Source organism: Rhizobium sp. BK602, assembly GCF_014195095.1.
Classification (GTDB): Bacteria; Pseudomonadota; Alphaproteobacteria; order Rhizobiales; family Rhizobiaceae; genus Rhizobium.
Map to the genome: position 1 here is coordinate 127,190 of NZ_JACIBC010000006.1, position 24,463 is coordinate 151,652.

The window sequence follows — 24,463 nt, forward strand, 5'->3', positions numbered from 1 at the left end:
ATCAGCCGCCGATATGTTCGCGGCCCTGCTTGCGGGCAAGGGCGATCTGGCGCTGCCGTTCACGGTAACGCTCGCGGTCGGCTTCGCTGCGCTCATGATAGCAATGGCTGCAGGAAACGCCGGCTTCGTAGAAGGGCGAGGTGATCTCTTCCGCGGTGATCGGGTTGCGGCAGGCGTGGCAGAGCTTGTGATTGCCTTCCTTCAGGCCATGCTCGACGGAGACGCGCTCGTCGAAGACGAAGCAGGCGCCCTCCCACAGGCTTTCCTCGGCAGGCACGTCCTCGAGATATTTCAGGATGCCGCCCTTCAGGTGATAGACCTCGTCGAAGCCCTGTTCCTTCATGAAGGCCGTCGCCTTTTCGCAACGGATGCCGCCGGTGCAGTACATGGCGATCTTCGGCTTGTTGTGCAGGCCCTCGTTCTGGCGCACCCATTCCGGAAACTCGCGGAAGGTCTTGGTCTTGGGGTCGACCGCGCCCTTGAAGACGCCGATCGCGGTCTCGTAGTCGTTGCGCGTGTCGATGACGATCGTATCGGGGTCGGAGATCAGGGCATTCCAGTCCTTCGGCGCCACATAGGTGCCGACGACCCTGGTGGGGTCGATATTCTCGACGCCCATGGTGACGATTTCCTTCTTCAGCTTCACCTTCATGCGTACGAAGGGCATCTTCGATGCCCGGCTTTCCTTGTGCTCCAGGCCTGAAAATTCCGGCTGGGCGCGCAGGAGGGAGAGGACGGCGCCGATGCCGGCATCCGTGCCGGCGATGGTGCCGTTGATGCCCTCATGGGCGAGCAGCAACGTGCCCTTGACGCCGTTTGCCTCGCAGAGCGCAAGCAAGGGCTCCCGCAGGCTTTCGAAGCGCGGGAAGGAAACGAAATGATAAAGGGCCGCAACGAGGAATGCGCCGCCTGCCTCGTGTCGCGAGGTCGAAAGAATGTCCGTCATGCGGCGGAAATACAATTTTGCGCGGCGTCAGGCAATCGGGATTCGTATTTTGGCGCCGCAGCACGTGGGCGGGTGAGGCGCCCCAACGTTCGCCCGCCTCAATCCCCCGCTTCCAGCCAGAGCCGCTTGATCGTTCGCGCCTCGCGTTCCGGATCGTCGGCAAAGACCCAGCGGGCCTTGGCCAGCGCGTCCTCGCGGGCCATCTGCTGACGGGAGATGATGGCCTCCAGCAGGCGAGCGCGATCGTCGCTGCCGTTGAAGAGGTCGGGTTCGCGATCGGCGATATCCGACAGCATCGACAGATCGAGATAGCGGCCGAGCGTATCGACGAGCACCTTGGCCTCGATCTGCTTGGCATGCATCGCCGCCGGCCAGATGTCGCGCAGCAGCGCGTGGTGCATCCAGCAATCCTGGCTGCGCTTGCGCAGGTCATGGAACCGGTCGGCATGGCCATCCGCCTGGCATTCGGACAGCGCCTCCTTTGCCTTGCTGCCGGTCCTGTGCCAGCTCTTTTGGAAGAGGCGGGCGGTTTCGCGCCGGCTGCTGTCGAAGGAGGCGGCTTCGAGCGCTTCCAGCGCATCGTGACAGGTGGCAATCGCCGCTCTTGCCTTGTCCTCGAGATCGGTTTCGGCCTCCGACAGACGGTCGCGCCGGGCTGTCAGCATCTTGACGATGCGGGCAAGCGCCTTGGCTTCATCCTTCGATGTTGCGGTATCGTGCAGATAGCTGCCGGCCTCGATCAGGGCGGTGGCGTCGCGAACGCTGGAGAGCGACCTTGCCATCTCGCGCAGCCTGTCATTTTCCCGTTGCTGGAATTCCCGCGCCCGCGGCGCGACGAGCCGGTAGAGCGCCCGCACGCGCTTGATGTGTTTGCGCGTCGTGTGCACTGCCTCGTGCAATCCTTCCGGCCGGTCGGTCAATGCCGCGATCGCCCTGCCGAGTTGTTGTGCGGCGGCGGCGTGGACTTCGTCATCGAGGGCCTTGTCAGGCCGAATGCGATAACTCATCGTATTCCTGTTCGAACTGGGTCGCGAGCGCCTGGTTGGAATAGCGGTATTCGCCGGTCACCTCTCGGCCGACCCAGTCCGGCAGTTCAGGGCGGTCGCTCTCGTTTTCCAGCTCGACTTCCGCGACCACCAGGCCGCGATGAGCGCCACGGAAGACGTCGACTTCCCAGACGAAGCCCTTGTAGGGCACCTTGTAGCGGATTTTCTCGATGACGAGGCCGATCGCGTTGCCGAGCAGTTCCTCGGCGTCGGTGATGGGGATCTCATATTCGAACTCGTCGCGGATCAGAGCCTTGCCGATTTTCATCGTCAGGGTCGCGGCGGAATGGTTCGTCAGCCGAACGCGCACCGAGCGATCATCCATCGCGGCAATATAGGCTTGCCGCAGGATGAGCTTCTCGGACGCGAGGTCGCGCCAATGATCGCCGCGCACCAGAAACTTTCGCTCGATCTCTTTTGCCATGCGCTCGACATGCTCCGTCAGCATCATATCTAGATAGACTAACGGAAGTTTTCGGGATTTCCTACCCGTTGCATCCAAACTTAGCTTTTGTCTCGACAAGACCCCTCGGGAAGGCTATTCGAACACCGGATTTCAATCGTTTTAAGGGAGCGCGCCGATCATGGGCGAGAAAACCGAAAAGCTTCTTTCCATCCTGAAACTGCAGCCCGTCGTTCCCGTCCTCGTCGTCGAAGACGCGGCATCGGCCGTGCCGCTTGCCCGCGCGCTGGTCGCCGGCGGCCTGAAGGCCATCGAGATCACGCTGCGCACCGCCGGCGCGCTCGATGCCATCCGCGCGGTTGCCGAGGAGGTCGAAGGTGCCGAGGTCGGCGCCGGCACGATCCTGAACGGCGCGCAGTGGGACGCCGCCGTGGCCGCCGGTTCCAAGTTCATCGTCAGCCCCGGCACGACGCAGGAGCTGCTGGATGCCGCCCGCACGTCCGACGTGCCGCTGCTGCCGGGTGCCGCGACCGCGAGCGAAGTCATGGCGCTGCGCGAAGAGGGCTACAAGGTGCTGAAGTTCTTCCCGGCCGAACAGGCCGGCGGCGCCGCCTATCTGAAGGCGCTGGCCTCGCCGCTCGCCGGCACGCTGTTCTGCCCGACCGGCAGCATTTCGCTGAAGAACGCGCGGGATTACCTGTCGCTGCCGAACGTCGTCTGCGTCGGCGGCTCGTGGGTCGCGCCGAAGGAGCTGGTTGCGGCCGGCGACTGGGCCGGGATCACCAAGCTCGCCGCCGAGGCGTTCGTGCTGAAGGGCTAAGTGCCCCGATATACCCGTCGGAAGGGCGCGTATGGATCGCATGCGCGCCCTTTTTCGTGCCCGCGGATTGGTATTTGCCGCCGTCGTTCCTATCTCACTCTGGCCATTACAAGGACGGAGGACCATCCATATGATCGACGCCCGCAAGCTTCTGGACCAATTTCTCGGATCGCAGGTTCCGGGAATGCAGGGAAGCGTGAAAGACAAGGCGACACAGGCCATCAATCTCGCCAGGGACAATCCGATGGCGACCAGCGCCATCGCCGGCGTGCTGCTCGGCACGAAGACCGGACGCCAGATTGCCGGCAATACGCTGGTGCTCGGTGGGCTCGCCGCCATTGCTGGGCTGGGCTACCAGGCCTACAAGAATTATCAGGCCGGCAATGCGCCTGAGCCGCAGCCGGCGCAGCAGGCGGAACCGCAATTCCTGCCGCCGCCCTCCAATTCCGGCTTCAGTACGGCACCGGCCGTCGCCAGCAACGATTTTGCGCTGTCCCTCGTCCGCGCCATGATTGCTGCTGCCCGCGCCGACGGGCATATCGACGATGCCGAGCGGCAGCATATTCTCGGCAAGGTGCAGGAAGCGGGCGTGGGGTCGGAGGCGCAGGCCTTTTTCGAGCGCGAGCTTGCCAATCCGGTCGATCTCGATGCGATCGTCGCTTCGGCGATGACGGAGGAGCAGTGCGTGCAGGTCTATGCCGCGTCGCGTCTCGCCATCGAGCCGGATTCGCGGGCCGAGCGCGGCTATCTCGATCTCCTGGCCGGCCGGCTCGGTCTGCCCGACGCGCTGGTCGATCATATCGAGGCCACGGTTTCCGGCGCCAAGGTCTGATCCGCCTCGACGAGGAAGGAAGGCCGGTTGCCTTTCGCGGGTGGCTGGCCTAAGCCTTGGCGCAAAACGAAGCGGCATGCGCGGGGGGAAGTCATCGTGACCGATAAGAACAGCGAAACCCGCTCGACGGCCATCGCAGCCGCCATCATCCTGGTGGGCGCAACAGCGCTCCTTTATCTCATGCCCGATGTCATCGTCCGGCTCGGCGATATCTCGCCCTGGCTCGGCACCGGCTTCGGCGTGCTGATCATCCTGGCCTTCTTCCTGGTCTTCTGGCTGCGGGCGCGCCACCAGAGGCGCAAGGGTCTGTAGCCGAGCCCGATCAGCCCTGCAGCGATGCGCCGAGCAGGAGCACGCCGGTGCTGATGACCAGCAGCGCACCGCAAATCTCGATGCCATTGCCCACCCATGCCGAGAGTTTCGAGCCCCGGCCGGCGAAGCGGACGGCGGTGCCCTTGGCGAAGACGGCGATGATCGCAAGCAGCGAGACGGTGAGGGCCGTGCCGATGGACATGGCGAGAACCGACAGCAAGCCGCCGAGATAAAGGCCGTTCAGCATCGAAAAGGTCATGACCAGCAGCGCGCCGGAGCAGGGGCGCAGGCCGACGGTGATGATGGCCGACCAGGCCTCGCGCAGGCTGAAATTCTCGTTGGACAGCATTTTCGGATCGGGCAGATGGGCGTGACCGCAGGTCTCGCACACCTTGCCGTCGGCAAGATCATGGGCCGGATCGTCGCATTGATACTGGCTGGCGGTTGCTGGCGTGGCGCGGAAGAGGGATGGCTTGCCTGCTGCTCCCGCGCCGTTTCCGTCGTCGGCGAAAAGCGACATGCCGATCGGGCCGGCCGCCGTGGCGAGCTGTATCTCCTGGCGCCGCGGCTGGCTCTGCAGCATCGAGCGGAGCTTGCGAAACAGCAGCCAGCAGCCGAACAGGATCACCATGACGAAGCTGGTGATTTCCATGGCGTTGGTCGCCATGGTCATGGTGATGCCCGAGCCGCGCAGGATGAAATAGGCCGCACCCACGACGAGGACGGCGACGAGGCCCTGGATGAAGGCGGAGACGAAGGAGATGGCGATACCGCGCTTCAGCTCGATCTCGTTGGCAACCATGTAGGAGGAGATGACCGCCTTGCCGTGGCCGGGACCGGCGGCGTGGAAGATGCCGTAGGCGAAGGAGAGGCCGATCAGCGTCCAGAGCTGCCAAGGGTCCTCGCGCATGGCCGTGATGGACTTGGTGAGTGCCCGATAGAAGGCCTGCTGCTCGTAGTTGATGTAGAGGAAGATCGGCGCCAACGGCCCGCCCATCGGCTGGAAGCTGGGTTCGGCGGTGCCGATGCCGAGCGGCGAGCCGGTGGCATGGGCCAGGCCCGCCGCCGCTAGAAGGGCGAGCGCTGCGGCCGGAACCAGCCTCCATATCCGCGATATCAGCATTGCACGTCTATCCGCGTTGCGAAGAGCTTCGACATGGTCGTTCCCGTCGGATCGTTGTAGAAGGCATCCGTCAATGTCGCCTTGTTCTCGGCGATCACTTCGTCCGGATTGGGACGCACGACCTGATGCTTGCAGCTCTTGAAGGCTTCGCCCTCGACCGTCAGCTCGTTGTCGCTCGGGAAATCGATCGAGGTGTAGAGTGTCGGGTCGTAGATGCCGAAACTTAGCTTGTTGCCCTTCAGCGGCATTGGCTCGGATGGCTTGACGGCGAAGAACATCAGGAGCTGCCCGTCCTGATAATCGACATTGATGACGTCGGGCTTGTCGACCTTGATGGCTTTGCCGTTGAGGCTCAGATTCGTATAGTAATCATAGTCGGCCAGTGAATCGCGCACCGTCTTACCGACCTCCTTCAGCTCGTCCGGATCGAGCTTCAGATTGGTGTTCTTGTCGAAATCCATCAGCACCGAGGACGAGAAAACCTCGTCGAAGCGCCAGACATTGCGCAGCTCCTGCACATTGCCGTCCGGCCCCGCCAGCACTTCCAGGCGCGCCTCCACGAAAATGTGCGGATGCGCGGATGCTGCGATGGGCGCGAGCAAGAGGCCTCCGGTCAGGATGGCGGCGTGGGCGAGGGTGGGTTTTCTCATGCGTCCGATGTGCTTCGCGAGCATTGATTCACTTCGATGTCTGGTCAGGAAATGAGACGGAATTGGGACCGGCCGGCGGAACCGGAGCGGTCAGCCGTGCTTGCGGAACCAGTTATGCAGGTAGTCCACAAAGATGCGCACCTTGGCCGGGAGATAGCGGCGGTGCGGATAGACGGCATAGATGCCGCGATCGGTCGGAAGATAATCGTTGAACAGCGTCAGCAATTGTCCGCTTTCGATCGCCTTGCGGCCGATGAAATCCGGGACGATGGCGATGCCGAGGCCGGCAAGCGCCGCGCGCAGCGTCGCATGCGGACTGTTGACCTCGAGCATGCCGCTGATCGCGACATTGAAGGCGGTGCTGTCGGCACCGACAAAGCGAATATTGCCCTGCGAGCGGGTATTGGTGTCGATGATGAAGGGCACATGCACGAGATCGCTCGGATGCTCGAGCGCCGGATAGCGGTCAAGGAAGTCTTGGGTCGCGCAGAGATGAATGCGGAAATCCGAGAGCTTGCGGGCGATCATGCCGGAATCCTCGAGCCTGGTGACCCGCACCGCGACATCGAAGCCCTCCTCGATCAGATCGACGAAGCGGTCGTCGGCGGCGATTTCCAGTGCGAGATCCGGGTTCTCCTTGGCGAAGTCGATCAGCGACTGCCCGACATCGGCATCGACGAAGGTGCGCGGCACGGAGACGCGAAGCCGACCTTTAAGCTGCTGGTTGTTCTCGCGCACGAGGTCCGCAAGATTGTCGATCTCCTTCAATATGTCGGAGGCTGTGCGGTAATAGGTGTGTCCGGCTTCGGTCATCGAGAATTGCCGCGTCGTGCGGTTGAGCAGCAACGCGCCGAGCTCGTCCTCCAGTTCCCGGACGTATTTGGAGAGCAGCGCCTTGGAACGGCCGGTCCTGCGGGCGGCGGCCGAAAATCCCTCCGCTTCGACCACGTCGATAAAGGCGCGAATCCGCGTCAAAGTGTCCATGGTAAAGCCCTCGCTAACTGTTGCAGGATGTTGAACAAAACCGGCTGATTTGTTCAATTATTTTTTTGGGCGCCGGCGAAAAAAATTCTTGATTATGACCGCGAATATTCTTATTTCCCGATCAGCCCAAAGTCGCACGTGCCCGTGGGTGTCCGCCGACCCTCGATTAGGTGAGGTCATCGGTAAGGTACCTGGAATTAACCCCTCCAGTCGCTATTCCGGCCAACCGGAAAATGCGAGGACATCTGAAGCAACGACGGTGCGGGCCTTTTTGTTCTCTCCCGGCTTTCCATCAGCCGGGGTTACTGAAGAGGCACACCTTCATTGCCGGAAGTGCGGTTGGGATATTCCCTCCAATCCATGGCAGACAAAGCGAATTAGCGCCGCTTGCGGCACTGGTTCATCATCTGCGCTTCGCGCGTTTGCACGGTTCCGGGGTCTCCACCGGCTGGTACTGAGCGAATGAGCGTTGCCCTTTGTCCTCTGGGTCTTTCCCGGAGCTTTTGGAATTGAAAAGGGAATTGACATGACCACGCAACGTATTCGCGATTTTCTCGCTACCCGACGTCCCGACGGTCCCTGCCTGGTGGTCGATCTCGATGTCGTGCGCGACAATTTCCGTGCCTTCCGTCATGCCATGCCGGACAGCGCCATCTACTATGCCGTCAAGGCCAATCCGGCTCCGGAAGTGCTGCGCCTGCTCGCAAGCCTCGGCTCCAACTTCGATTGCGCGTCCGTCGCCGAAATCGAAATGGCGCTCGATGCCGGCGCGACGCCCGACCGCATCTCCTATGGCAACACGATCAAGAAGGAGCGCGATGTCGCCCGCGCGCATGCGCTCGGCATTAACCTCTTCGCCGTCGACAGCCATGAAGAAGTCGAGAAGATTTCCCGTGCGGCTCCCGGCGCTCGCGTGTTCTGCCGCGTGCTGACGGATGGCGAAGGCGCCGAATGGCCGCTGTCGCGCAAGTTCGGCTGCGTTCCGCAGATGGCCGTCGACGTTCTCGTCTACGCGCACCAGCTCGGCCTGCAATCCTACGGCGTGTCGTTCCACGTCGGCTCGCAGATGACCAAGGTCGATGCCTGGGATGCGGCCCTTGCCGATGCCAAGCGCGTCTTCGTCTCGCTCGCCAAGCAGGGCATCCACCTGCAGATGGTCAACATGGGCGGCGGTTTTCCGACCAAGTACCTGCGCGACGTCCCGACGGCCGAAGCCTATGGCAAGGCGATCTTCGCGTCTCTGCGTGCCCATTTCGGCAACCAGATCCCGCACACGATCATCGAGCCGGGCCGCGGCATGGTCGGCAATGCCGGCGTGATCAAGGCTGAAGTCGTCCTGATTTCCAAGAAGTCGGACAATGACGCCGCCCGCTGGGTCTTCCTCGACATCGGCAAGTTCGGCGGTCTCGCCGAAACCATGGACGAGGCGATCCGCTATCCGATCCGCACGGAGCGCGACGGCGACGAGATGGAACCCTGCGTCATCGCCGGCCCGACCTGCGATTCGGCCGACGTGCTCTATGAGAAGAACCTCTATCCGCTGCCGGTGACGCTCACCATCGGCGACGAGGTCCTGATCGAAGGCACCGGCGCCTATACGACGACCTACTCGGCTGTCGCTTTCAACGGCTTCGACCCGCTGAAGGCCTACATCATCTAAGGTCCGGTAAGGATCCAAAGTCCGACAAAGCCGCCCCCGTAGCCAGCCGGGGCGGCACCCTCACAATCATCTGTCACCGCCGCTGATAACGGTATTGGGCACGGGAGGCCGACATGGCCGCTGTTCTTGATTCTGTCCGCGCATTCTTTGCGCCGTCCACCTTCACCCTCGACCTGGAAAATGCAGGCGATGTCGTCGCGCGCGAAAATCTGCTGGATCGCGCCATGGGCGCCGAGCGCCGCAAGAAGTCGTCCGAAAAGCTGCGCCAGGGTCGCCTGCCGGCCGAGGGCCTGGCGCTGGTCGCCCGCGATCGCGCCGGCCATGTCATCGGCACGGTTCGCCTTTGGAACGTCGAAGCCGGCGTCGATCGCGAGACCCGTCCGGTCGACGCGCTGCTGCTCGGCCCGCTGGCCGTCGATGCTGCCCATGAGGGCAAGGGCATCGGCTCGGCGCTGATGCGCGCCGCCATTCTGGAAGCCAAGAAGCGCGGCCATGGCGCCATCCTGCTGGTCGGCGACGCGCCCTATTACGAGCGCTTCGGCTTCTTTGCCGACAAGACCCGCCATCTGGTGATGCCCGGCCCGTTCCAGCGCGAGCGCTTCCTGGCGCTCGAGCTGAAGGATGGCTGGCTCGCCGGTGCTGCCGGCATGATCGTCGCCAGCGGCCGCAAGCTGACCCGGCCGCCGGTTGCCAAGGCTGCTTAAAACGAAAAACAGCTCTGAAATTTATTACGCCTTCGCCCATTCGGGCGGAGGCGTTTCTATTTGGCGGCCTTCACGCTGTCCTTCGCCGGATCATAGCCATCCGTCAGCGTCTTCAGAAAGGCGACGACGTCGCCGATTTCGGCTTCGTTCAGGGCAGGGGCATCGCCGAGCTTGCGATTCATCGGCGCGTCGATGACGTCGACATTCGCCTGATATTGCGCCGGCAGGTCATCGAATTTCTGCACCTTGCCGCCGGCATCCTTCGGATAGATCTCGTCCGGATTGGTATCGCGCTTGACGTAGAAGCGGGTGACGTCCTCCAGCGTGCGATAGACGCCGTTGTGGAAGAAGACATGACGCGTCGCGACGTTGCGCAAAGTCGGCGTCTTGAACAGCCCGCAATTCTGCGGCTGGGCCGAGTAGGTGTCGCTGCGCAGCGGTCCGCAAATGCCGGTGTCGTAGTAGCGGGGATCGGCATTGGCCGGAATGGTGGGGTTGCGCGGCGCGCCCAATGCCTCGAATTCGAAATCGGTGAAATTCGGCATCTGCCCGTCGCCAGTCATCTTGTCGAGATGGCAGGAGGCGCAATTGCCCTTGCCGGGATCGTCGAACAGCTTCAAGCCGCGCGCTTCCGCATCGGTGAGCACCGCCTTGCCGCGCAGATAATAGTCATACTTGCTCGTATAGGGATGGAAGGTCGATTCCTCGATCTGATAGCGGGCGAGCGCGAAGCCGATCTCGGCGATGGTCATGTCCTGGTCGTTGAGGACATTGTCGCCGAAGAGCGCGGCAATGTCCTTGCCATAACCCTTCCTCAGCTTGGCATAGACGGTTGCCGCATCGGCATTGGCCATTTCGAAGGGTGAAATCATCGGCTGCAGGGCCTGCTCCTCCAGCGAATCGACGCGTCCGTCCCAGAACATGCCGCCCTGCGGCACGAGGTCCGGCGCGGCCGAATCGGCCTTGACGACGGCCTGGGCGGTCAGCGGGCCGGCGACGGTCGCGGGCGCATTGGCGAGCGCCACGCCGGAAGCCTCCGTCATCGGTGCCGCTTCCGCCGCTTCGTCGGCGGCGCTCTCCGCCCCGACGGAGAAGGAAGGCGTCGCCATCTTATAGGCGAGGCTCGGCACGGTGCGGATACCCGGCCGATCCAGATGCGGGCCGCCGAGCTGGACGGCGCGGTCGCTGGCGGGGGCATAGTGATTGCCGGGATCATGGCAGGTGGCGCAGGACATCTGGCCGCTGCCTGACAGCGACGGGTCGAAGAACAGCTTCCTGCCGAGCTCGGCAACGGCGCTCAGCGATACGGTCTCGCTGTAGCCGCCTGTTGCCGGACTGCCGGTGGAAGATTCGCTTGCCGCGCCGATGGCCGCGCCCGCGAGCGAAACGCCCGCGAGTGCGAGAAGCGGCAGGAGACGGCGGTTGATTTTCAGAGACATTCTCCGTCTCCTCGTTCCGGTCAGGATGCGCTGTTGCCGGTCTTCGGGTCGAGGATCAGCTTCGGCGCGTCACCCTTCGACCAGTCGAACATGGCGTTCAGCGAGCCGGAAATGGCATCGAAGGAGCCGCCGCCGAGGCGCGCGCCGCCCATCCAGTTATCCTCGATGAAGCGCATGACCGAGGTCTGGTCGGTGAGCGTATGGTCGACGAAGTTGGTCTTGGCGTAGGGCGAGATGACCAGCAGCGGCTGGCGGGTGCCGTAACCGCAGCGTCCCTGCGCCGGCTGGCCGTTGAGGCCTGGCAGCGGCGTGCCAGTGGAACAGCCGTCGCCGGAGAGCACGTCATAGCCCTTGATCGGGATCTTCGACGGATTGACGACGGCGTGGGCGTGGTCATACCAGCCGTCGGAATCGTCGTAGAGGACGATGATCGCGGTATCCTTCCAGTCCGGCGAATCCTGCACGGTGTTGACCACTTGGGTGACGAACTCCTGCTCGTCGAGAGGGTCGGAATAGCCGGCATGGCCATCCTGATAGGCGGGTGCCTTCAGGAAGCTGATCGTGGGCATGGTACCGTTCTTCAGCGCGGCGAAGAAATCGGTCATGTCGTACTGGTGATTGGCGGCGTCCGTCGTGCCGATGGCGGCGACGGAGGAGGGGCGTGCATGCGTCGGGTTGGCCGTCGAGGCATAGTACTGGAACGGCTGGTGGTGCGGGATGTAGTCGGCGCTGTTGACCTGGGTGACGGCCGAGGTCGTGGCGCGCTTGCAGCCCGTCGTGCCGTCGGCGTTGGTCTGGGTCAGATCGAAGCCGCCTTCGAAGAAGCCCCAGGTGATCCCGTGCTCGTTCAGCATGTCGCCGATGTTCTTGCCGTACATCAGGGCCGTCTGGCCGACGGAGCAGACGTCGCCGGTTGGGTCGAAGTCGCTGATGGCCGTCCAGCCGCCATTGCCGTCGGGCACGATGCGGCCCTTGGAATAGGTGCCGTCTTTCTCCAGCGTGTAGCCGGGCGGCAGGATGACGCCGTTGGTCTGGCCGGAGATCAGGTTCAGTGCGCCGGGAGTGGAGGGGCCGAAGTTGGTGGAGAAAGAATTGTCGTTCAGCGCGTAGTGCTGAGCATAGTTCCACATGGCGGTGACGGTATTGCCGTCGTAATAGCCCATGACCTGGCCCTTGGTGCCGAAGGCGCCGGCGGCACCCTTGGTGCCCTTGCCGGTATTGGCCGGGAAGAGGTCCATGGCGAAATTGTCGTAAGCCGCCTGCTCGGCGGTGTAGCCGTGGTTCTGCGACTGGGTCGCCGCCTGGGTGCGGTCGAGGCGGAAGGGGGCGGCGGCATCGGCGCCGTTCGCCGCATTGGTCTTGTTCGGATTGCTGTCGACAAGGCCGGCATTGGCGAGGGTGTTGATATCGGCAGGCGTATTGTCGGCGGCCTTGAATTCCGGCTCGCCGGCCACATTCGCGGCCTTGGGATAGGTCGCGAAATAATGGTCGAAGGAGACGTTTTCCTGAAAGACGACCACCAGGTGCTTGATCGGCGTGGCGGTATTGCCTGCCGGCGCCATATCGGCGGCGCTGGCGGCGGAACAGAGCGAAATCAGGGCAAGCGCGCTGCCGGCGGAAAGGGCGGCGCGGCGCAAAAGACGGGTCATGGTGATATCCTCTCGAGTGGGGGCATTGTCCCGGCGCTTTTGCGCCGCGCCGGAACAGAGGGAACCATGCCGGGCTATCAAGCGTCCGTGACAGTTCCATGAAGGCAGGTCGTGCATGGGCCAGCGACGAGGAGGACAGGCATGGTCAAGCGATTGATTTTGCTGAGATGAGAAGAGAGATTCGGCACCGTTGCGGCAAGCGGGTGTGAGGATGCTACCTTATGTCACGGGTGGTGGCCATGCCTTCCATCCGCCCTCGTGGTTCGAGACGGCCCTTCGGGCCTCCTCACCATGACGGCTCACCCTCTCGTCCTGCATAGCTCATTCCGTCCTCAATCCTGAGCTCGCCGAAGGATGAGCTTGCCGAGCTGTTAGGGGGCGAGATGGAGCCGTACTCCTTCCGCCCTCATGGGGTGAGGTGCGAAGCCCCTGAGCTTGTCGAAGGCGGCGGTGCCTCGAAGGACGAGGCGGCCACAGTTTCTCACAGGGGGAAACTAAATATTCTGATCCATCGTCTCAGCCGGAATTTCGTCGGCGCGGTGGATGCGGACGACGGTGGCGGGGACGCCGGCGACGGTGCAGTGGGGAGGAACGGGCTTCACGACGACGCTGCCGGCCGCCACCTTGCTGAAGGCGCCGACTTCGATATTGCCGAGGATCTTCGCGCCCGCACCGATCATGACGCCATGGCGGATCTTCGGATGGCGGTCGCCGGTTTCCTTGCCGGTGCCGCCGAGGGTGACGTTCTGCAGGATGGAAACCTCATCCTCGATGACGGCGGTCTCGCCGATGACGATGCCGGAGCCGTGGTCGAACATGATGGAGGAACCGATCCGCGCCGCCGGATGGATATCCGGCCCGAAGACCAGCGAGGCAAGATTGGAGAGCCACATGGCGATTTCCGTCCGCCCTTCGCTCCACAGCGCGTGGGCGATCCGGTGGGTCTGCAGGGCGTGGAAGCCCTTGAGGTTCAGGAGCGCATGCAGATAGGTCGTGCAGGCGGGGTCGCGGGTCCGCACGGCAACGAGATCCGCCTCGGTCGACGGCAGGATTTCGGCATGCCGCGCCAGCACATCCTGGAACAGGGCAAGCAAGCTGTCCGATGCGACACCGGCCACCGCTAGCCGTGCGGCCAGCACGTTGGCGAGGCTTTCGGCATCCGAACGCGCTTCGATGATCTGCGCCGTCAGAAGCGGTCGCAGCGTCGTCTCGCGGCCGGCAAGTTCGCCGGCTTCATGACGGATCACGTCCCAGACGCTGCCGGATGCGGCAGGGGAGTGTCCGGCAGCCGCCGATCCTGTCTGGGCCATGGTCTCGTCTTCCTTGTCAGGCGGAAATATCAACGACACCGCAGTCGCCGGCCTCGGAGGCAAAGGCGAGCAGCTTGCCGGATTTGCTCCAGCTCATCGAGGTGATCGCACCTTTGCCCGGCCGGCGCAAGAGCGCCTCCTTGGCGTCGCCGATGCGCACGGCCAGAATCATGCCGTCGACGAAGCCGATCGCCAGGATATCCTCCACCGGATGGAACTGGACCGACGTCGCCATGATATTGGCGCGGGTGCCAAGCTCCAGCGGCGACTTGCCCATCGGGCCGTCCTTGCCCTGGAAGGGCCAGACGATCGCGGCCGGCGCGCCGGAGGAGGCTAGCCATTTGCCCTTGTTCGACCAGGACAGCGACTTCACCTTGGCGGGATAGCCGGTCATGCGCATGTGTCGGGCTTCGGCGCCGGGCTTGGTGTCGAGCTTCCAGCCGTGCAGGGCGTTTTCCTGCATGGTGGTGACGATGAACTGGCCGTCCGGCGAGAAGGTGACGCCGGTATGGGCGCCCTTCCATTCCAGATTGACCGGCGGCGCGCTCATGCCGACCCAATGCAGCGACACGCCATTGTAGCGGGCAACGGCGATGCGCAGGCCCTTGGGCGCGAAGGCGAGCCCCTCGACGGTGCGCTCCTCCGGAAATTCCTTGGTGGTGCCGTCGGCGAGCCGCACGAAGCTGCTTTTTCCGTAAGCATAGGCGACCGCGCCCTGCGGGCCGGCGGCAAGCTGGGTGATCCATTTGCGCGGCGCTTCGGCAAGCACGGTCACCTCACCTTCGGCTGAGATGCGCAGGACCTTGCCGTCCTCGCCGCCGGAAATCAGGCTGTCGCTATGGGGGTCGCGAATGCAGGTGAGCATGCCCTGATGGGCTTCCGTCACCTTTTCCCCACCTTCGAGCCGATGGATCACGCCGGCGGCGCTGGCAAAGAAGGGGGTATCCTTCAAAAACTCGACGGCCAGAACGTGGCCGTCGATATCAAGCGGCGCGACAGTCGGCATCAGGCAGCCGCCTCGCAGGCCTTGAAGCTCTTTTCCAGCTTTTCGCGGTCGAGTTCGCGGCCGATGAAGACCAGGCGGCTCTCATGCTTTTCGCCGTCCTTCCAGGGACGCTGATGGTCGCCCTCGATGATCATGTGCACGCCCTGGACGACGTAACGCTCGGCGTCGCCCTTGAAGGCGATGATACCCTTCAGCCGCAGGATGTTCGGGCCGTCGGTCTGCGTCACCTTCTGTATCCAGGGGAAGAAGCGGTCGGGGTTCATCTCGCCGCCGCGCAGCGACACCGACTGTACGGTCACATCATGGATGGGCGAGGGGGCATGATGATGGCCATGATCGTGATCGTGGTGGTCATGATCATGATGGTGGTGATCATGGTCGTGATGATGGTGATCGCAATCCGGGCCGCAGACATGGTCCTCATGGCCGTGCTCGAGGAAATGCGGATCGTTTTCCAGCGCGCGCTCGAGGTTGAAGGCGCCCTGGTTCAGGACGCGGGCGAGATCAACGCCGGAGCGGGTGGTCTTGTAGACGCGGGCAGCCGGGTTGATGGCGCGGACGATATCCTCGATCTGGGCCAGTTCGTCCGCGGAGACGAGATCGGACTTGTTGATGACGACGACATCGGCAAAAGCGATTTGGTCTTCGGCCTCGCGGCTGTCCTTCAGGCGCAGTGGCAGATGCTTGGCATCGACGAGGGCGACGACGGCATCGAGCTCCGTCTTGGCGCGGACATCGTCGTCCATGAAGAAGGTCTGGGCGACCGGAACCGGATCGGCAAGGCCTGTCGTCTCGACGATGATGCCGTCGAAACGGCCGGGACGGCGCATCAGGCCCTCGACGACGCGGATGAGATCGCCGCGCACGGTGCAGCAGACGCAGCCATTGTTCATCTCGTAGATTTCTTCGTCCGACTCGACGATTAGATCGTTGTCGATGCCGATCTCGCCGAATTCATTGACGATGACGGCATATTTCTTGCCGTGGTTTTCGGAGAGAATGCGGTTCAGCAGCGTCGTCTTGCCGGCGCCGAGATAGCCGGTGAGAACGGTGACGGGAATGGGCTTTTGCGTGGCTGTTTCGGTCATGGGAGCCTCGAAGTATGGGGAGCCTCGAAATATGGGATTTTCCCCGGGGGCGGAAAATGATCGGGTTCCATATAAGGAGTTGGCGGCGCCAGTTCAAAGGCTTTTGTATGTTATAAGATCACATTAGGTTTGGGACTGGCAGTCGATTGGGCTTTACCCCAGCGTCTCCACATCAAACGCATCGACATCCCGCAAAAGCTCCACTAGCCCGTTTACCGCATGCGCGATCAGCCGCTCGCCTTTCTCTGCCGTCGCGGCGCGCGCATTGCCCGCCACGCCTTCGGCGCTCAGATCCGACATCTTCCATCCGAAGGCATGCGGCCCGTAGGCCCTGAGATGCTTGAAGCGCTGGATGAAATCGGACTGCCGGGAGGGAAAGTCCGCGGCCTTCTTCATGTCGACCATGTCCGGACGCAGCGCCAGCATCACCGAGGTCTCTATGTCGCCGCCGTGGATGTCGATGGCCTTGTCCTCCGGTGAGATCAGGCCGTCCGGCACGCCGAATCGTGTCCAGCTGGTCGCCACCGCCAGCATGTCGAGGCGGATGCGCGTCTCGGTCGTCACGATGGTCATCAGGGGCGAGTTGCCGCCATGGGCATTCAGCATCACGAATTTGCGGATGCCGAGGCGGTGCATGTCCCTGGCAATCCCCAGCCAGCGGTTGACAGCCTCATCGAAGCCGAACGTCTTCGTGCCGGCGACATCCAGATGCTCGATGGAGTAGCCGACCGGCTCGACCGGCAGGAAGGTCACCGGCAGATCATCGGGGAGGGCGGCTATCAGGCGTTCGACGATGCCCTCGGCGATCAGTGTGTCGGTCTCGAAGGGCAGATGCGGCCCATGTTGCTCATGGGCGCCAAGCGGCAGCACGGCAATCCAGTTTTCCCGATCGGCCGATGTCAGCGTTTTATCATTGTCATCGAAATGCGGCAAAGGCTGTGCCATCTAAGGGTGTGCCTCTTGTTTATGTCATTAAGCTGCGCAATGTCATAACGTGATGATGCAGCGGCGGAAAGAGCAACGGAATCACGATGGGTAAGAAGAACAAGGACGGAAAGAAAAGTAAGTCGGGTAAAAAGAAGGACCACAGCGACTATACGCTTGCCGATCTGTCTCCGGCATTGACGCAGGCCGCGCGATCCATGCGTACGGTTCTGACCCGCAATCTGACGGCAAGCGGCCTCTATGCCGGCCAGGATGGCGTCATTCTGGCGCTTGCGGCGAGCGACGGCCTGCCGGCGGGTACGCTGGCGCAGAAGCTCGGCGTCAAGGCGCCCACCATGACCCGCACGATCGGACGCATGGAGGCGCAGGGCTTCGTCGAGCGCCGGCCGGATGCCGAGGATGCGCGGCTGACGAAGGTCTACCTCACCGAGACCGGCCGCAACAGCGTCGGCGAGATCGAAAGCTCGGCCGCCGCCTGCGACGAGCTCGCCACCCGCGGCTTCTCGGAAAAGGACGTTCGCTCGCTGGTGCGGTTGCTGAAAGCGATCGAGGGCAACCTGCAGGCCGGCGAACCCGACGACGAGGACGAGGAATTTTAAGAATCCCAGAGGATTCGAGTTGCGCGGCGTGATTAAAGCTTTTAATTAAAGTTTTTAAATTCCGGAATCCCACAACGGACGGAAGAGTATATTCGGCTGCGTTTCACGGGGGAGGGGAGCGCATGGCGCAAAAGATAAAACTGTCTACCATCGCGGAAACGCTGGGCATTTCAACGGCAACCGTATCCCTTGCCTTACGCGACAGCCCGCTGGTGGCGGTCAATACGCGCGAAAAGATCAAGGATCAGGCGCGGGCGCTCGGTTATATCTATAATCGCCGCGCGGCAAGTCTCAGAACGTCGCGATCCGGCATCATCGGCGTCGTCGTCCACGACATCATGAACCCATTCTATGGCGAAATCCTCAAGTCGATCGAAAGCGAACTCGACCGCAGCCGCCACACCTTCATTCTGTCCAACCATTACGATTCGGTCGAGAAGCAGCGGACCTTCATCGAAACCCTGCTGCAGCTCGGCGGCGACGGCGTCATCATGTCGCCGGCGATCGGCACGCCGCCGGAGGATTTCGATCTGGCGGAGGAAAACGGCATGCCGGCCATCCTCGTCGCCCGCTCGATGGAGGGGTTGGACCTGCCGACCTATCGCGGCGACGACAGCTATGGCATTTCGCTCGCCACCAACCATCTGATCAGCCTCGGCCACCGCACCATCGCGATGATCGGCGGCACCGACCAGACCTCGACCGGCCGCGATCGCTACCAGGGTTATGTCAACGCCCTGCGCAAGGCGGGCATCGAGGTCGATCCGGATCTGCGTATTCCCGGCGCTCGCTCCAAGCAGGGCGGTTTCGAGGCGGCGGTGCATTTTCTGTCGCTGCCGCAGAAGCCGACGGCGGCCGTCTGCTGGAACGATCTCGTCGCCATCGGCCTGATGAACGGCATTTCCCGCGCCGGCTTGGTGCCGGGCAGGGATATTTCGGTCACCGGCTACGACGATCTGGAGGAGGCGGCGATCGCCACGCCGGCGCTGACGACGGTGTGGAACGGTCAGGCCGAGGTCGGAAGACTTGCGGCGCGCGCACTTTTGGATAGGCTGGCAGGCAGCCATGAGCCGGATGGTATCCATCTTATCAAGCCGGAAATGCGCATCCGTCAGTCGACGGCTCCTTATCTGGCCCGCCAGTAGCGCCGAACCGCATCTTCAAGAGGAAAGATTCATGTCCGATAACCGCATTGCCGTCCTCGTCCCGGGGAAGATACATCCGCGTGTACTGGAAAGATTGGGCGGCCATTTCGATGTCATCGCCACCGACCGCAGCGACAGTCCCCAGATCGATGCCGGGACGGCGGCGCGCGTGCGTGGCGTTGCCGTGGCGGGAGGCTTCAATGCTGCCTGGATCGATGCTTTCCCGAATGTCGAGGTCATCGCCAATTTCGGCGTCGGCTATGACGGTATCGACGTCAACCACGCCGCCTCGAAGGGCGTCGTCGTCACCAATACGCCGGATGTCCTGAATGACGAGGTGGCGGATACCGCAATCGCGCTGCTGCTCAACACGTTGCGGCAGTTTCCGCTGGCGGAAAGCTGGCTGCGCCAGGGGCACTGGGTGAAGGAGGGGCCGTTTCCGCTGTCGCCCTTCTCGATGAAGGGACGCAGTGTCGGCATTTACGGCCTCGGCCGCATCGGTCAGGAAATCGCCAAGCGGCTGGAACCGTTCAAGGTGAAGATCGGCTATCATACCCGTTCGCCCCGCAAGGAACTGTCCTACGATTATTACCCGTCGCTGAAGGCGATGGCGGAATCGGTGGACACGCTGATCTCCATCGTGCCGAAGACCCCGGAGACCCATAGGGTAATCAATGCCGAGATTCTGTCGGCGCTCGGACCGCAGGGCGTGTTCATCAATGTCGGGCGCGGCTGGTCGGTGGATGACGACGCCTTGATCGCGGCCCTCGCAAACGGCACGCTCGGCGCGGCCGGCCTCGACGTCTTCTATGACGAGCCGAACGTTCCGGCTGGCTATCTCTCCTTGCCGAACGCCGTCTTGCTGCCGCATGTGGCATCCGCCTCGGTGCCGACGCGCAACGCCATGGCCGATCTGGTGGCGGACAATCTCATCGAGTGGTTTTCCAGGGGAGCGGCGCTGACGCCTGTGCCGGAAACCCCGGTCAAGCCGAAGGGCTGATCAGACGGCCGATTGGAGCCAAGGAGCCGCCATCGGCTGCTCCTTGGACGCCGCATAGTCGCGCACGGCATCGCCGAAGGCCACGAACAGCTTGCGGGAGGGCGAATCCGTCTCGGCCCAATATTCCGGGTGCCATTGCACGCCGACGGCAAAAGCCTTGGCGTCGATGACGGAAACGGCTTCGATCGTGCCGTCCTCGGCGACAGCCTCCACCTGCAGCCGCGGCGCCGTGTCGGCGATCGCCTGGCGATGCAGCGAGTTGACGCGCACTTCGCCGGGGCCGACGACGCCGGCGATGCACGAGCCTTCCTTGACGAAAACGCTCTGGCGGATCGAATACATCGTATCGCGGTCGACATTCTGCGGCTTGCGATGATCCCATATGCCCGGCTGCTCCTGGATCTCGCTGGCGAGCGTGCCGCCGAGCGCGACGTTCAGCTCCTGGATGCCACGGCAGATGGCGAGCATGGGAATGGCACGCTCGATGGCGCGGCGGATGAGCGGTAGCGAGGTGGCATCGCGGGCCGGATCGAAGGGACCGTCGCTGTCGCGCGCCGGCCGGCCGTAGAGCGAGGGATGCACATTGGTAGCGGAGCCGGACACCAGCAGCCCGTCGACGCGGTCGAGAATGGCGTCAGCGTCATTGCCGTCCTCCAGGGCCGGCACGATCAGCGCCATGAGCCCGGCGGCCTTGACGGCGGCGCGGACATATTGCTGCTGCACCGCATGCCAGCTCGCGCCGTCGAGTTCGCGGATATCGGCGGGAATGGCAATGATCGGTCTGGACATGCAAGGCTCCGGAAAGGTGCGAATTTCCGTTGCTGGCCGAGACTTCGCAATGACATCGATGCCAACGGCGCAACGGATCGTATAGGGCATGAAACTACGCCAAGATCCTCCGTTCGGCAACGCGCGACGGTTACGGCAAGGCTTTGTTTCCATTCGTCATGATGATGTACAGGAATCGCCATAATGCAGTGCAAAAGCAAACTTGAAAGACGCGGCGCGGCGTGGTTAGCTCCATCGTTCGCGCCATGATCGGGAGAACATATTTCCCGCAACGCCATCCGTGTGGGAGGTTATGTAATGGATCGCCGTTCGTTCATCAGACGAGCCGGAGCAGTCGGCGCGGGCGCAGCCGCCTCCGCGCTGGCAAGCCCCGCCCTGGCGCAGGAGTTTCCCAAGGTCACCTGGCGCATGACGTCCTCTTTCCCGAAAAGCCTGGATACGATCTACGGCGGCGCCGAGGATATCGCGGCGCATGTCGCGGATGCGACCAACGGCAATTTCGTCATCCAGGTGCATGAGGCCGGCGAGATCGTGCCCGGCGGGCAGGCGGCCGATGCCGTCAGCGGCGGCACCGTCGAGGCGGCGCATACCTGTTCCTACTATTTCTGGAACAAGGACCCGACCTATGCCATCGGCACGGCGCTGCCGTTCGGCTTGAACGCCCGGCTGACCAATGCCTGGTTCTACCAGGGCGACGGCAACAAGCTGATGAACGAGTTCTATGCCACGCAGGGGATTCTCGGTCTGCCGGCCGGCAATACGGGCGTGCAGATGGGCGGCTGGTTCCGCAAGGAAATCAACACGCTGGACGATCTCAAGGGCTTGAAGATGCGCATTGCCGGTCTTGCCGGCAAGGTGATCGAGAAGGTCGGCGTCGTGCCGCAGCAGGATCTGCCGATCAGCGGGATTTACGATGCGCTCGAAAAGAACACGCTCGACGCGGTCGAATGGGTCGGTCCCTATGACGACCTGAAGCTCGGTTTCCAGAAGATCGCCAAATATTATTATTATCCCGGCTGGTGGGAGGGCGGCGCCGTCGTGCATGCCTTCTTCAACCTGGAAAAATGGAACGGCCTGCCGAAGACCTATCAGGCCATCCTCGCGGATGCCTGCGCCTTCGCCAACACCAACATGCTGGCGAAATACGATGTGAAAAATCCGCAGGCCCTGAAGGATATCGTCGGGCAGGGCGTGACCCTGCGGCCCTTCAGCCAGGAAATTCTCGAAGCCTGTTTCCAGGCGGCGACCGGGATTTATGCCGATCTCTCGAAATCGAACGAGTACTTCAAGCGTATCTATGAGGATCAGGTTGCCTACAAGAAGGATGCCTATCTCTGGATGCAGCTTTCCGAGTACACTTTCGACACGTTCATGATGATTCAGCAGCGGGCCGGCAAGCTTTGACCGGTAAGGCCGATGGATGATCATATTCTAGTTTAGCATTTAGAGATTCGTGAATTATAGCCCAAGTAGAATTTGTTTCGAGCGGGCGCACGAATACGGTGCGGTATCGCACTGGATTCCACGTAAGTTACCGACATAATTGGAAAATTCGCCCGGATGCATTCTATTTGGGCAAGCAAATTTTAAAGTGTTTCGCCTAGGGTTCGCGCCGCATCAGGGGAACTCTGAATGAAGCCTCAAAGCCCGGACACCGTACCGACGGATGTGTATCTGTCGTTCGTCAGTTCGCTTTTCGCAAACCGTAGCACGCTGCTTACGGGCCTGTTCGTTCATATCCTGAGCTATGTCGTCATCGTGCTCAGTACCGGCGCCGGCGTCTATCTGGGTTTCTGCGTCGCGCTGGCTGCGGTCTTCGCGTTCCGCATCCATTCCTTCCGCCAGTTCGACGCGGCCGACAAGAGCACGTTTTCGCGCGCCGATATCGCGCATTGGGAAATGCGTTATGTGCTCGGCGCGACGGCGGTGGCCGCGATCCTGGGCGTCGCCAGCGGCTATGCCATTCTGGTGGTCCAGAATCCGCTGGCGGAATTCATCTGCATCGCCGTGACCATGGGGTCGATGGTATCGATCCTCGGTCGCAACTATGGTTCGCGCAAGGCGATCGACCTGCAGACCCTGGCATGCTGCCTGCCGATCATCGTTGCCTGCCTGATGTCTGGACAGCCCTACAAGGCCATCGTTTCCATCATGCTCGTGCCGTTCGGTCTGACGACGCGCTCCATGGCCAATGGCCTGCGCGAGTTTCTCTACAAGAACGTCATAGCCTCCCGCGAGATATCGCTGATCGCCGACCGGTTCGACACGGCGCTGAACAACATGACGCATGGCCTCTTCATGCTCGACGCCGACAATCGTATCCTCGTCGCCAATCGCAAGGCCTGCGAACTCCTGAACCTGGCGCATCCCGAGCAGCTCAGGGACTGCGAACTCGATGTCGTGCTGCGTTACAGCGCGCGCCATGCCGTCATCGACGGATCGCTGCCCGGTCTGATCCAGCAACAGATCGCGCGGCTCATCGACGGCACGCTGTCGCGGGCGCTGATCGAGTTCGGCGAGGACCTGTTTCTGGAATTCTCGGCAAGCCGCCGCGCCGATGGCATCGTCATCCTGATCTTCGAGGATGTGACGGCGCGTGTCCTGGCCGAACGCCGGGTCCTGCACATGGTGCGCTTCGATCCGCTGACGGGATTGCCGAACCGCGAATATTTCGTCGAACTGACGCAGGACAAGCTGGCCGCAGGCACCGGCGACCGCCCGGTCGGCATCCTGGTTCTCGACGTCGACGATTTCAAGCATGTCAATGATGCCAAGGGACATGTGACCGGCGACCGGCTGCTGGTCACCATCGCCGCGCGGCTGCGGGAGGCGGCTGGCGACACCGTACTTTGCGCGCGCCTGGTCGCGGACCAGTTCGTGCTGTTGTTTTCGAATGAGGACGGCGGTCGGGACCTGGATGCCCGGATATCCGCCCTGCATGCGGCGATGTCGGGCATCTATGAGGTGGACGGCCACAGTTTGCGTATCTCCTTCAGCGGCGGTTACGTGACCATGAGGCGCGGCGAATTCCGCCCGGAGGAATGGCAGATCAAGGCCGACCTGGCGCTGTTCGATACCAAGTCGCGCATGAAGGGCGGCTGCTCCGCCTTCGAACCGGAGATGGACGCCCGCTATATCGACCGGCAAAGGCTGAAGGACGATCTGCGCGAGGCGATCGAGACCGGCAAGCTGCATGCCGTCTATCAGCCGATGTTCACACCGGATGGCCGCCATATCGATTGCTGCGAGGCGCTGGCGCGGTGGGTGCATCCGGAACGAGGCTCGGTTCCGCCGAATGTTTTCGTACAGGTCGCCGAGGAGATGGGCATCATCACCGACATCACGCGCTTCATGCTCAACCGTGCCTGCCGGGATTGCGCCGCCTGGCCAAGGCCGCTTTCGGTCTCGGTCAATCTCTCGGCGCAGGATCTGCGCGGCGACGATATCGTCGCCATCGTTACGGAAGCGCTGGAGGCGTCGGGACTGGAGCCGTCGCGACTGCATCTCGAGGTGACCGAAAGCTGCCTGATGGATGAGATCGTCACCGTGCGGGCGATTCTCGCCGATTTGCGCGCCAAGGGCATCACCATCGCCATCGACGATTTCGGAACCGGCTTTTCCAGCCTCAGCTATCTCGATTCGCTGCCGGTGGATATCGTCAAGATCGACCGTTCCTTCGTGCGCGACATTACCGGCGACGACCGCCGTTTCAAGCTTCTGTGCGGCATCGCCGATCTCTCGCGCAGCCTCGGGTTGGAAGTCGTCATCGAGGGCGTGGAAACGCCGGAGCAATTGATTGTCATCAACGAGCGTGGCCTGGCCGATATTGTCCAAGGCTACGTGTTCTCGCTGCCGCTGCCGCCGCAGAGGATCAGCGAGATGGCGGCAAGTCTCGTCCGCCATCCGGCGCCGGATATTGCCCAGGGCAGCTCGGTCGAGGCCTATTGAAGCTCTGCGACGTTCTCGTGCATTGCATTTTTTCGCGCTTTGTGTAACGCCTCGGTAGAGGAAAT

General features: G+C 62.6%; 23 protein-coding genes. 10 read left to right on the top strand and 13 right to left on the bottom strand.

The features are described 5' to 3' along the window. Position 1 precedes the first annotated feature (1 nt). The 3 genes from FHX11_RS19765 to FHX11_RS19775 form a co-directional block, all read right to left on the bottom strand. Complete coding sequence (locus FHX11_RS19765; protein ID WP_184359730.1) at positions 2–946, bottom strand: rhodanese-related sulfurtransferase; 945 nt, start codon at positions 944–946, stop codon at positions 2–4. 98 nt (positions 947–1,044) lie between these two features. Continuing rightward, a complete protein-coding gene (locus tag FHX11_RS19770) occupies positions 1,045–1,953 on the bottom strand; it encodes a CHAD domain-containing protein (protein WP_184359732.1) in 909 nt (302 codons plus the stop codon). Next, positions 1,931–2,416 (bottom strand): CYTH domain-containing protein, encoded by a 486-nt coding sequence (locus FHX11_RS19775; protein ID WP_184359734.1) that lies wholly within the window; start codon positions 2,414–2,416, stop codon positions 1,931–1,933. Before FHX11_RS19775 ends, FHX11_RS19770 begins: the two co-directional genes overlap by 23 nt. Positions 2,417–2,576: 160 nt before the next feature. On the opposite strand from FHX11_RS19775, the gene FHX11_RS19780 reads away from it, so the two are divergent. From FHX11_RS19780 to FHX11_RS19790, 3 genes are all read left to right on the top strand, one after another. Then, positions 2,577–3,215 carry a 2-dehydro-3-deoxy-phosphogluconate aldolase gene (locus tag FHX11_RS19780; protein WP_184359736.1) on the top strand — a complete coding sequence of 213 codons (639 nt, stop codon included), beginning with the start codon at positions 2,577–2,579 and terminating at the stop codon, positions 3,213–3,215. A 130-nt stretch (positions 3,216–3,345) separates the two neighbouring features. Next, positions 3,346–4,047 (top strand): tellurite resistance TerB family protein, encoded by a 702-nt coding sequence (locus FHX11_RS19785; RefSeq protein WP_184359738.1) that lies wholly within the window; start codon positions 3,346–3,348, stop codon positions 4,045–4,047. Between the two features lie 96 nt (positions 4,048–4,143). After that, complete coding sequence (locus FHX11_RS19790) at positions 4,144–4,359, top strand: hypothetical protein (protein WP_184359740.1); 216 nt, start codon at positions 4,144–4,146, stop codon at positions 4,357–4,359. A gap of 10 nt (positions 4,360–4,369) precedes the next feature. Here the strand turns inward: FHX11_RS19790 and FHX11_RS19795 are convergent, their stop codons facing one another. The 3 genes from FHX11_RS19795 to FHX11_RS19805 all read right to left on the bottom strand — a co-directional run bounded on the left by FHX11_RS19795 (position 4,370) and on the right by FHX11_RS19805 (position 7,116). Continuing rightward, positions 4,370–5,482: a nickel/cobalt transporter gene (locus FHX11_RS19795; protein ID WP_184359741.1), complete on the bottom strand. Its 1,113-nt coding sequence runs from the start codon at positions 5,480–5,482 to the stop codon at positions 4,370–4,372. Beyond that, complete coding sequence (locus tag FHX11_RS19800; RefSeq protein WP_184359743.1) at positions 5,476–6,132, bottom strand: DUF1007 family protein; 657 nt, start codon at positions 6,130–6,132, stop codon at positions 5,476–5,478. Before FHX11_RS19800 ends, FHX11_RS19795 begins: the two co-directional genes overlap by 7 nt. 90 nt (positions 6,133–6,222) lie before the next feature. Further along, entirely contained in the window at positions 6,223–7,116 is an 894-nt protein-coding gene (locus tag FHX11_RS19805) for a LysR family transcriptional regulator (protein ID WP_184359745.1), read from the bottom strand. Between the two features lie 526 nt (positions 7,117–7,642). On the opposite strand from FHX11_RS19805, the gene odc2 reads away from it, so the two are divergent. Both odc2 and FHX11_RS19815 read left to right on the top strand, forming a co-directional pair. After that, positions 7,643–8,776, top strand: a complete 1,134-nt coding sequence (odc2, locus tag FHX11_RS19810; protein WP_184359747.1) for an ornithine/lysine decarboxylase — start codon at positions 7,643–7,645, stop codon at positions 8,774–8,776. 113 nt (positions 8,777–8,889) lie between these two features. Beyond that, the gene (locus tag FHX11_RS19815; protein WP_184359749.1) at positions 8,890–9,480 is read left to right on the top strand and encodes an N-acetyltransferase; all 591 of its coding nucleotides are present in this window, start codon (positions 8,890–8,892) and stop codon (positions 9,478–9,480) included. A 56-nt stretch (positions 9,481–9,536) separates the two neighbouring features. On the opposite strand, the gene FHX11_RS19820 is transcribed toward FHX11_RS19815, so the two are convergent. From FHX11_RS19820 to FHX11_RS19845, 6 genes are all read right to left on the bottom strand, one after another. Further along, the gene (locus tag FHX11_RS19820; RefSeq protein WP_184359751.1) at positions 9,537–10,919 is read right to left on the bottom strand and encodes a cytochrome c peroxidase; all 1,383 of its coding nucleotides are present in this window, start codon (positions 10,917–10,919) and stop codon (positions 9,537–9,539) included. Between the two features lie 20 nt (positions 10,920–10,939). After that, entirely contained in the window at positions 10,940–12,568 is a 1,629-nt protein-coding gene (locus tag FHX11_RS19825; RefSeq protein ID WP_184359753.1) for an alkaline phosphatase family protein, read from the bottom strand. Positions 12,569–13,062: 494 nt separating this feature from the next. After that, entirely contained in the window at positions 13,063–13,878 is an 816-nt protein-coding gene (gene cysE, locus FHX11_RS19830) for a serine O-acetyltransferase (RefSeq protein WP_184359755.1), read from the bottom strand. Between the two features lie 16 nt (positions 13,879–13,894). Continuing rightward, positions 13,895–14,884 carry a WD40 repeat domain-containing protein gene (locus FHX11_RS19835; RefSeq protein ID WP_184359757.1) on the bottom strand — a complete coding sequence of 330 codons (990 nt, stop codon included), beginning with the start codon at positions 14,882–14,884 and terminating at the stop codon, positions 13,895–13,897. After that, positions 14,884–15,972: a GTP-binding protein gene (locus FHX11_RS19840; protein ID WP_184359759.1), complete on the bottom strand. Its 1,089-nt coding sequence runs from the start codon at positions 15,970–15,972 to the stop codon at positions 14,884–14,886. Before FHX11_RS19840 ends, FHX11_RS19835 begins: the two co-directional genes overlap by 1 nt. Positions 15,973–16,125: 153 nt before the next feature. Further along, on the bottom strand, positions 16,126–16,917 hold the full coding sequence (locus FHX11_RS19845; protein ID WP_184359761.1) for a creatininase family protein: 792 nt from the start codon (positions 16,915–16,917) through the stop codon (positions 16,126–16,128). Positions 16,918–17,003: 86 nt separating this feature from the next. Here FHX11_RS19845 and FHX11_RS19850 point away from each other — a divergent pair, with 86 nt between their 5' ends. The 3 genes from FHX11_RS19850 (at position 17,004) to FHX11_RS19860 (ending at position 19,661) form a co-directional block, all read left to right on the top strand. Further along, the gene (locus FHX11_RS19850) at positions 17,004–17,516 is read left to right on the top strand and encodes a MarR family winged helix-turn-helix transcriptional regulator (protein ID WP_184359763.1); all 513 of its coding nucleotides are present in this window, start codon (positions 17,004–17,006) and stop codon (positions 17,514–17,516) included. Between the two features lie 122 nt (positions 17,517–17,638). Beyond that, on the top strand, positions 17,639–18,661 hold the full coding sequence (locus FHX11_RS19855; protein WP_184359765.1) for a LacI family DNA-binding transcriptional regulator: 1,023 nt from the start codon (positions 17,639–17,641) through the stop codon (positions 18,659–18,661). A 31-nt stretch (positions 18,662–18,692) separates the two neighbouring features. Next, positions 18,693–19,661: a 2-hydroxyacid dehydrogenase gene (locus tag FHX11_RS19860; RefSeq protein WP_184359767.1), complete on the top strand. Its 969-nt coding sequence runs from the start codon at positions 18,693–18,695 to the stop codon at positions 19,659–19,661. Here FHX11_RS19860 and FHX11_RS19865 read toward each other — a convergent pair whose 3' ends face one another. After that, the gene (locus FHX11_RS19865; protein ID WP_184359769.1) at positions 19,662–20,450 is read right to left on the bottom strand and encodes a gamma-glutamyl-gamma-aminobutyrate hydrolase family protein; all 789 of its coding nucleotides are present in this window, start codon (positions 20,448–20,450) and stop codon (positions 19,662–19,664) included. 297 nt (positions 20,451–20,747) lie between these two features. Between FHX11_RS19865 and FHX11_RS19870 the strand changes: the two genes are divergently transcribed. Continuing rightward, complete coding sequence (locus FHX11_RS19870) at positions 20,748–21,854, top strand: TRAP transporter substrate-binding protein (protein ID WP_184359771.1); 1,107 nt, start codon at positions 20,748–20,750, stop codon at positions 21,852–21,854. A 228-nt stretch (positions 21,855–22,082) separates the two neighbouring features. Beyond that, on the top strand, positions 22,083–24,398 hold the full coding sequence (locus FHX11_RS19875) for an EAL domain-containing protein (RefSeq protein WP_184359773.1): 2,316 nt from the start codon (positions 22,083–22,085) through the stop codon (positions 24,396–24,398). The last annotated feature ends 65 nt before the right edge of the window (positions 24,399–24,463 follow it).

Excerpts from the sequence above, each read along its gene's own strand:
- FHX11_RS19875 (WP_184359773.1), top strand. The coding sequence starts at position 22,083 with ATGAAGCCTCAAAGCCCGGACACCGTACCGACGGATGTGTATCTGTCG.
- FHX11_RS19815 (WP_184359749.1), top strand. The coding sequence starts at position 8,890 with ATGGCCGCTGTTCTTGATTCTGTCCGCGCATTCTTTGCGCCGTCCACC.
- FHX11_RS19770 (WP_184359732.1), bottom strand. The coding sequence starts at position 1,953 with ATGAGTTATCGCATTCGGCCTGACAAGGCCCTCGATGACGAAGTCCAC.
- FHX11_RS19845 (WP_184359761.1), bottom strand. The coding sequence starts at position 16,917 with ATGGCACAGCCTTTGCCGCATTTCGATGACAATGATAAAACGCTGACA.
- odc2 (WP_184359747.1), top strand. The coding sequence starts at position 7,643 with ATGACCACGCAACGTATTCGCGATTTTCTCGCTACCCGACGTCCCGAC.
- FHX11_RS19825 (WP_184359753.1), bottom strand. The coding sequence starts at position 12,568 with ATGACCCGTCTTTTGCGCCGCGCCGCCCTTTCCGCCGGCAGCGCGCTT.
- FHX11_RS19865 (WP_184359769.1), bottom strand. The coding sequence starts at position 20,450 with ATGTCCAGACCGATCATTGCCATTCCCGCCGATATCCGCGAACTCGAC.
- cysE (WP_184359755.1), bottom strand. The coding sequence starts at position 13,878 with ATGGCCCAGACAGGATCGGCGGCTGCCGGACACTCCCCTGCCGCATCC.
- FHX11_RS19765 (WP_184359730.1), bottom strand. The coding sequence starts at position 946 with ATGACGGACATTCTTTCGACCTCGCGACACGAGGCAGGCGGCGCATTC.
- FHX11_RS19835 (WP_184359757.1), bottom strand. The coding sequence starts at position 14,884 with ATGCCGACTGTCGCGCCGCTTGATATCGACGGCCACGTTCTGGCCGTC.
- FHX11_RS19840 (WP_184359759.1), bottom strand. The coding sequence starts at position 15,972 with ATGACCGAAACAGCCACGCAAAAGCCCATTCCCGTCACCGTTCTCACC.
- FHX11_RS19800 (WP_184359743.1), bottom strand. The coding sequence starts at position 6,132 with ATGAGAAAACCCACCCTCGCCCACGCCGCCATCCTGACCGGAGGCCTC.
- FHX11_RS19820 (WP_184359751.1), bottom strand. The coding sequence starts at position 10,919 with ATGTCTCTGAAAATCAACCGCCGTCTCCTGCCGCTTCTCGCACTCGCG.
- FHX11_RS19870 (WP_184359771.1), top strand. The coding sequence starts at position 20,748 with ATGGATCGCCGTTCGTTCATCAGACGAGCCGGAGCAGTCGGCGCGGGC.
- FHX11_RS19795 (WP_184359741.1), bottom strand. The coding sequence starts at position 5,482 with ATGCTGATATCGCGGATATGGAGGCTGGTTCCGGCCGCAGCGCTCGCC.
- FHX11_RS19850 (WP_184359763.1), top strand. The coding sequence starts at position 17,004 with ATGGGTAAGAAGAACAAGGACGGAAAGAAAAGTAAGTCGGGTAAAAAG.
- FHX11_RS19860 (WP_184359767.1), top strand. The coding sequence starts at position 18,693 with ATGTCCGATAACCGCATTGCCGTCCTCGTCCCGGGGAAGATACATCCG.
- FHX11_RS19805 (WP_184359745.1), bottom strand. The coding sequence starts at position 7,116 with ATGGACACTTTGACGCGGATTCGCGCCTTTATCGACGTGGTCGAAGCG.
- FHX11_RS19855 (WP_184359765.1), top strand. The coding sequence starts at position 17,639 with ATGGCGCAAAAGATAAAACTGTCTACCATCGCGGAAACGCTGGGCATT.
- FHX11_RS19780 (WP_184359736.1), top strand. The coding sequence starts at position 2,577 with ATGGGCGAGAAAACCGAAAAGCTTCTTTCCATCCTGAAACTGCAGCCC.
- FHX11_RS19775 (WP_184359734.1), bottom strand. The coding sequence starts at position 2,416 with ATGGCAAAAGAGATCGAGCGAAAGTTTCTGGTGCGCGGCGATCATTGG.
- FHX11_RS19785 (WP_184359738.1), top strand. The coding sequence starts at position 3,346 with ATGATCGACGCCCGCAAGCTTCTGGACCAATTTCTCGGATCGCAGGTT.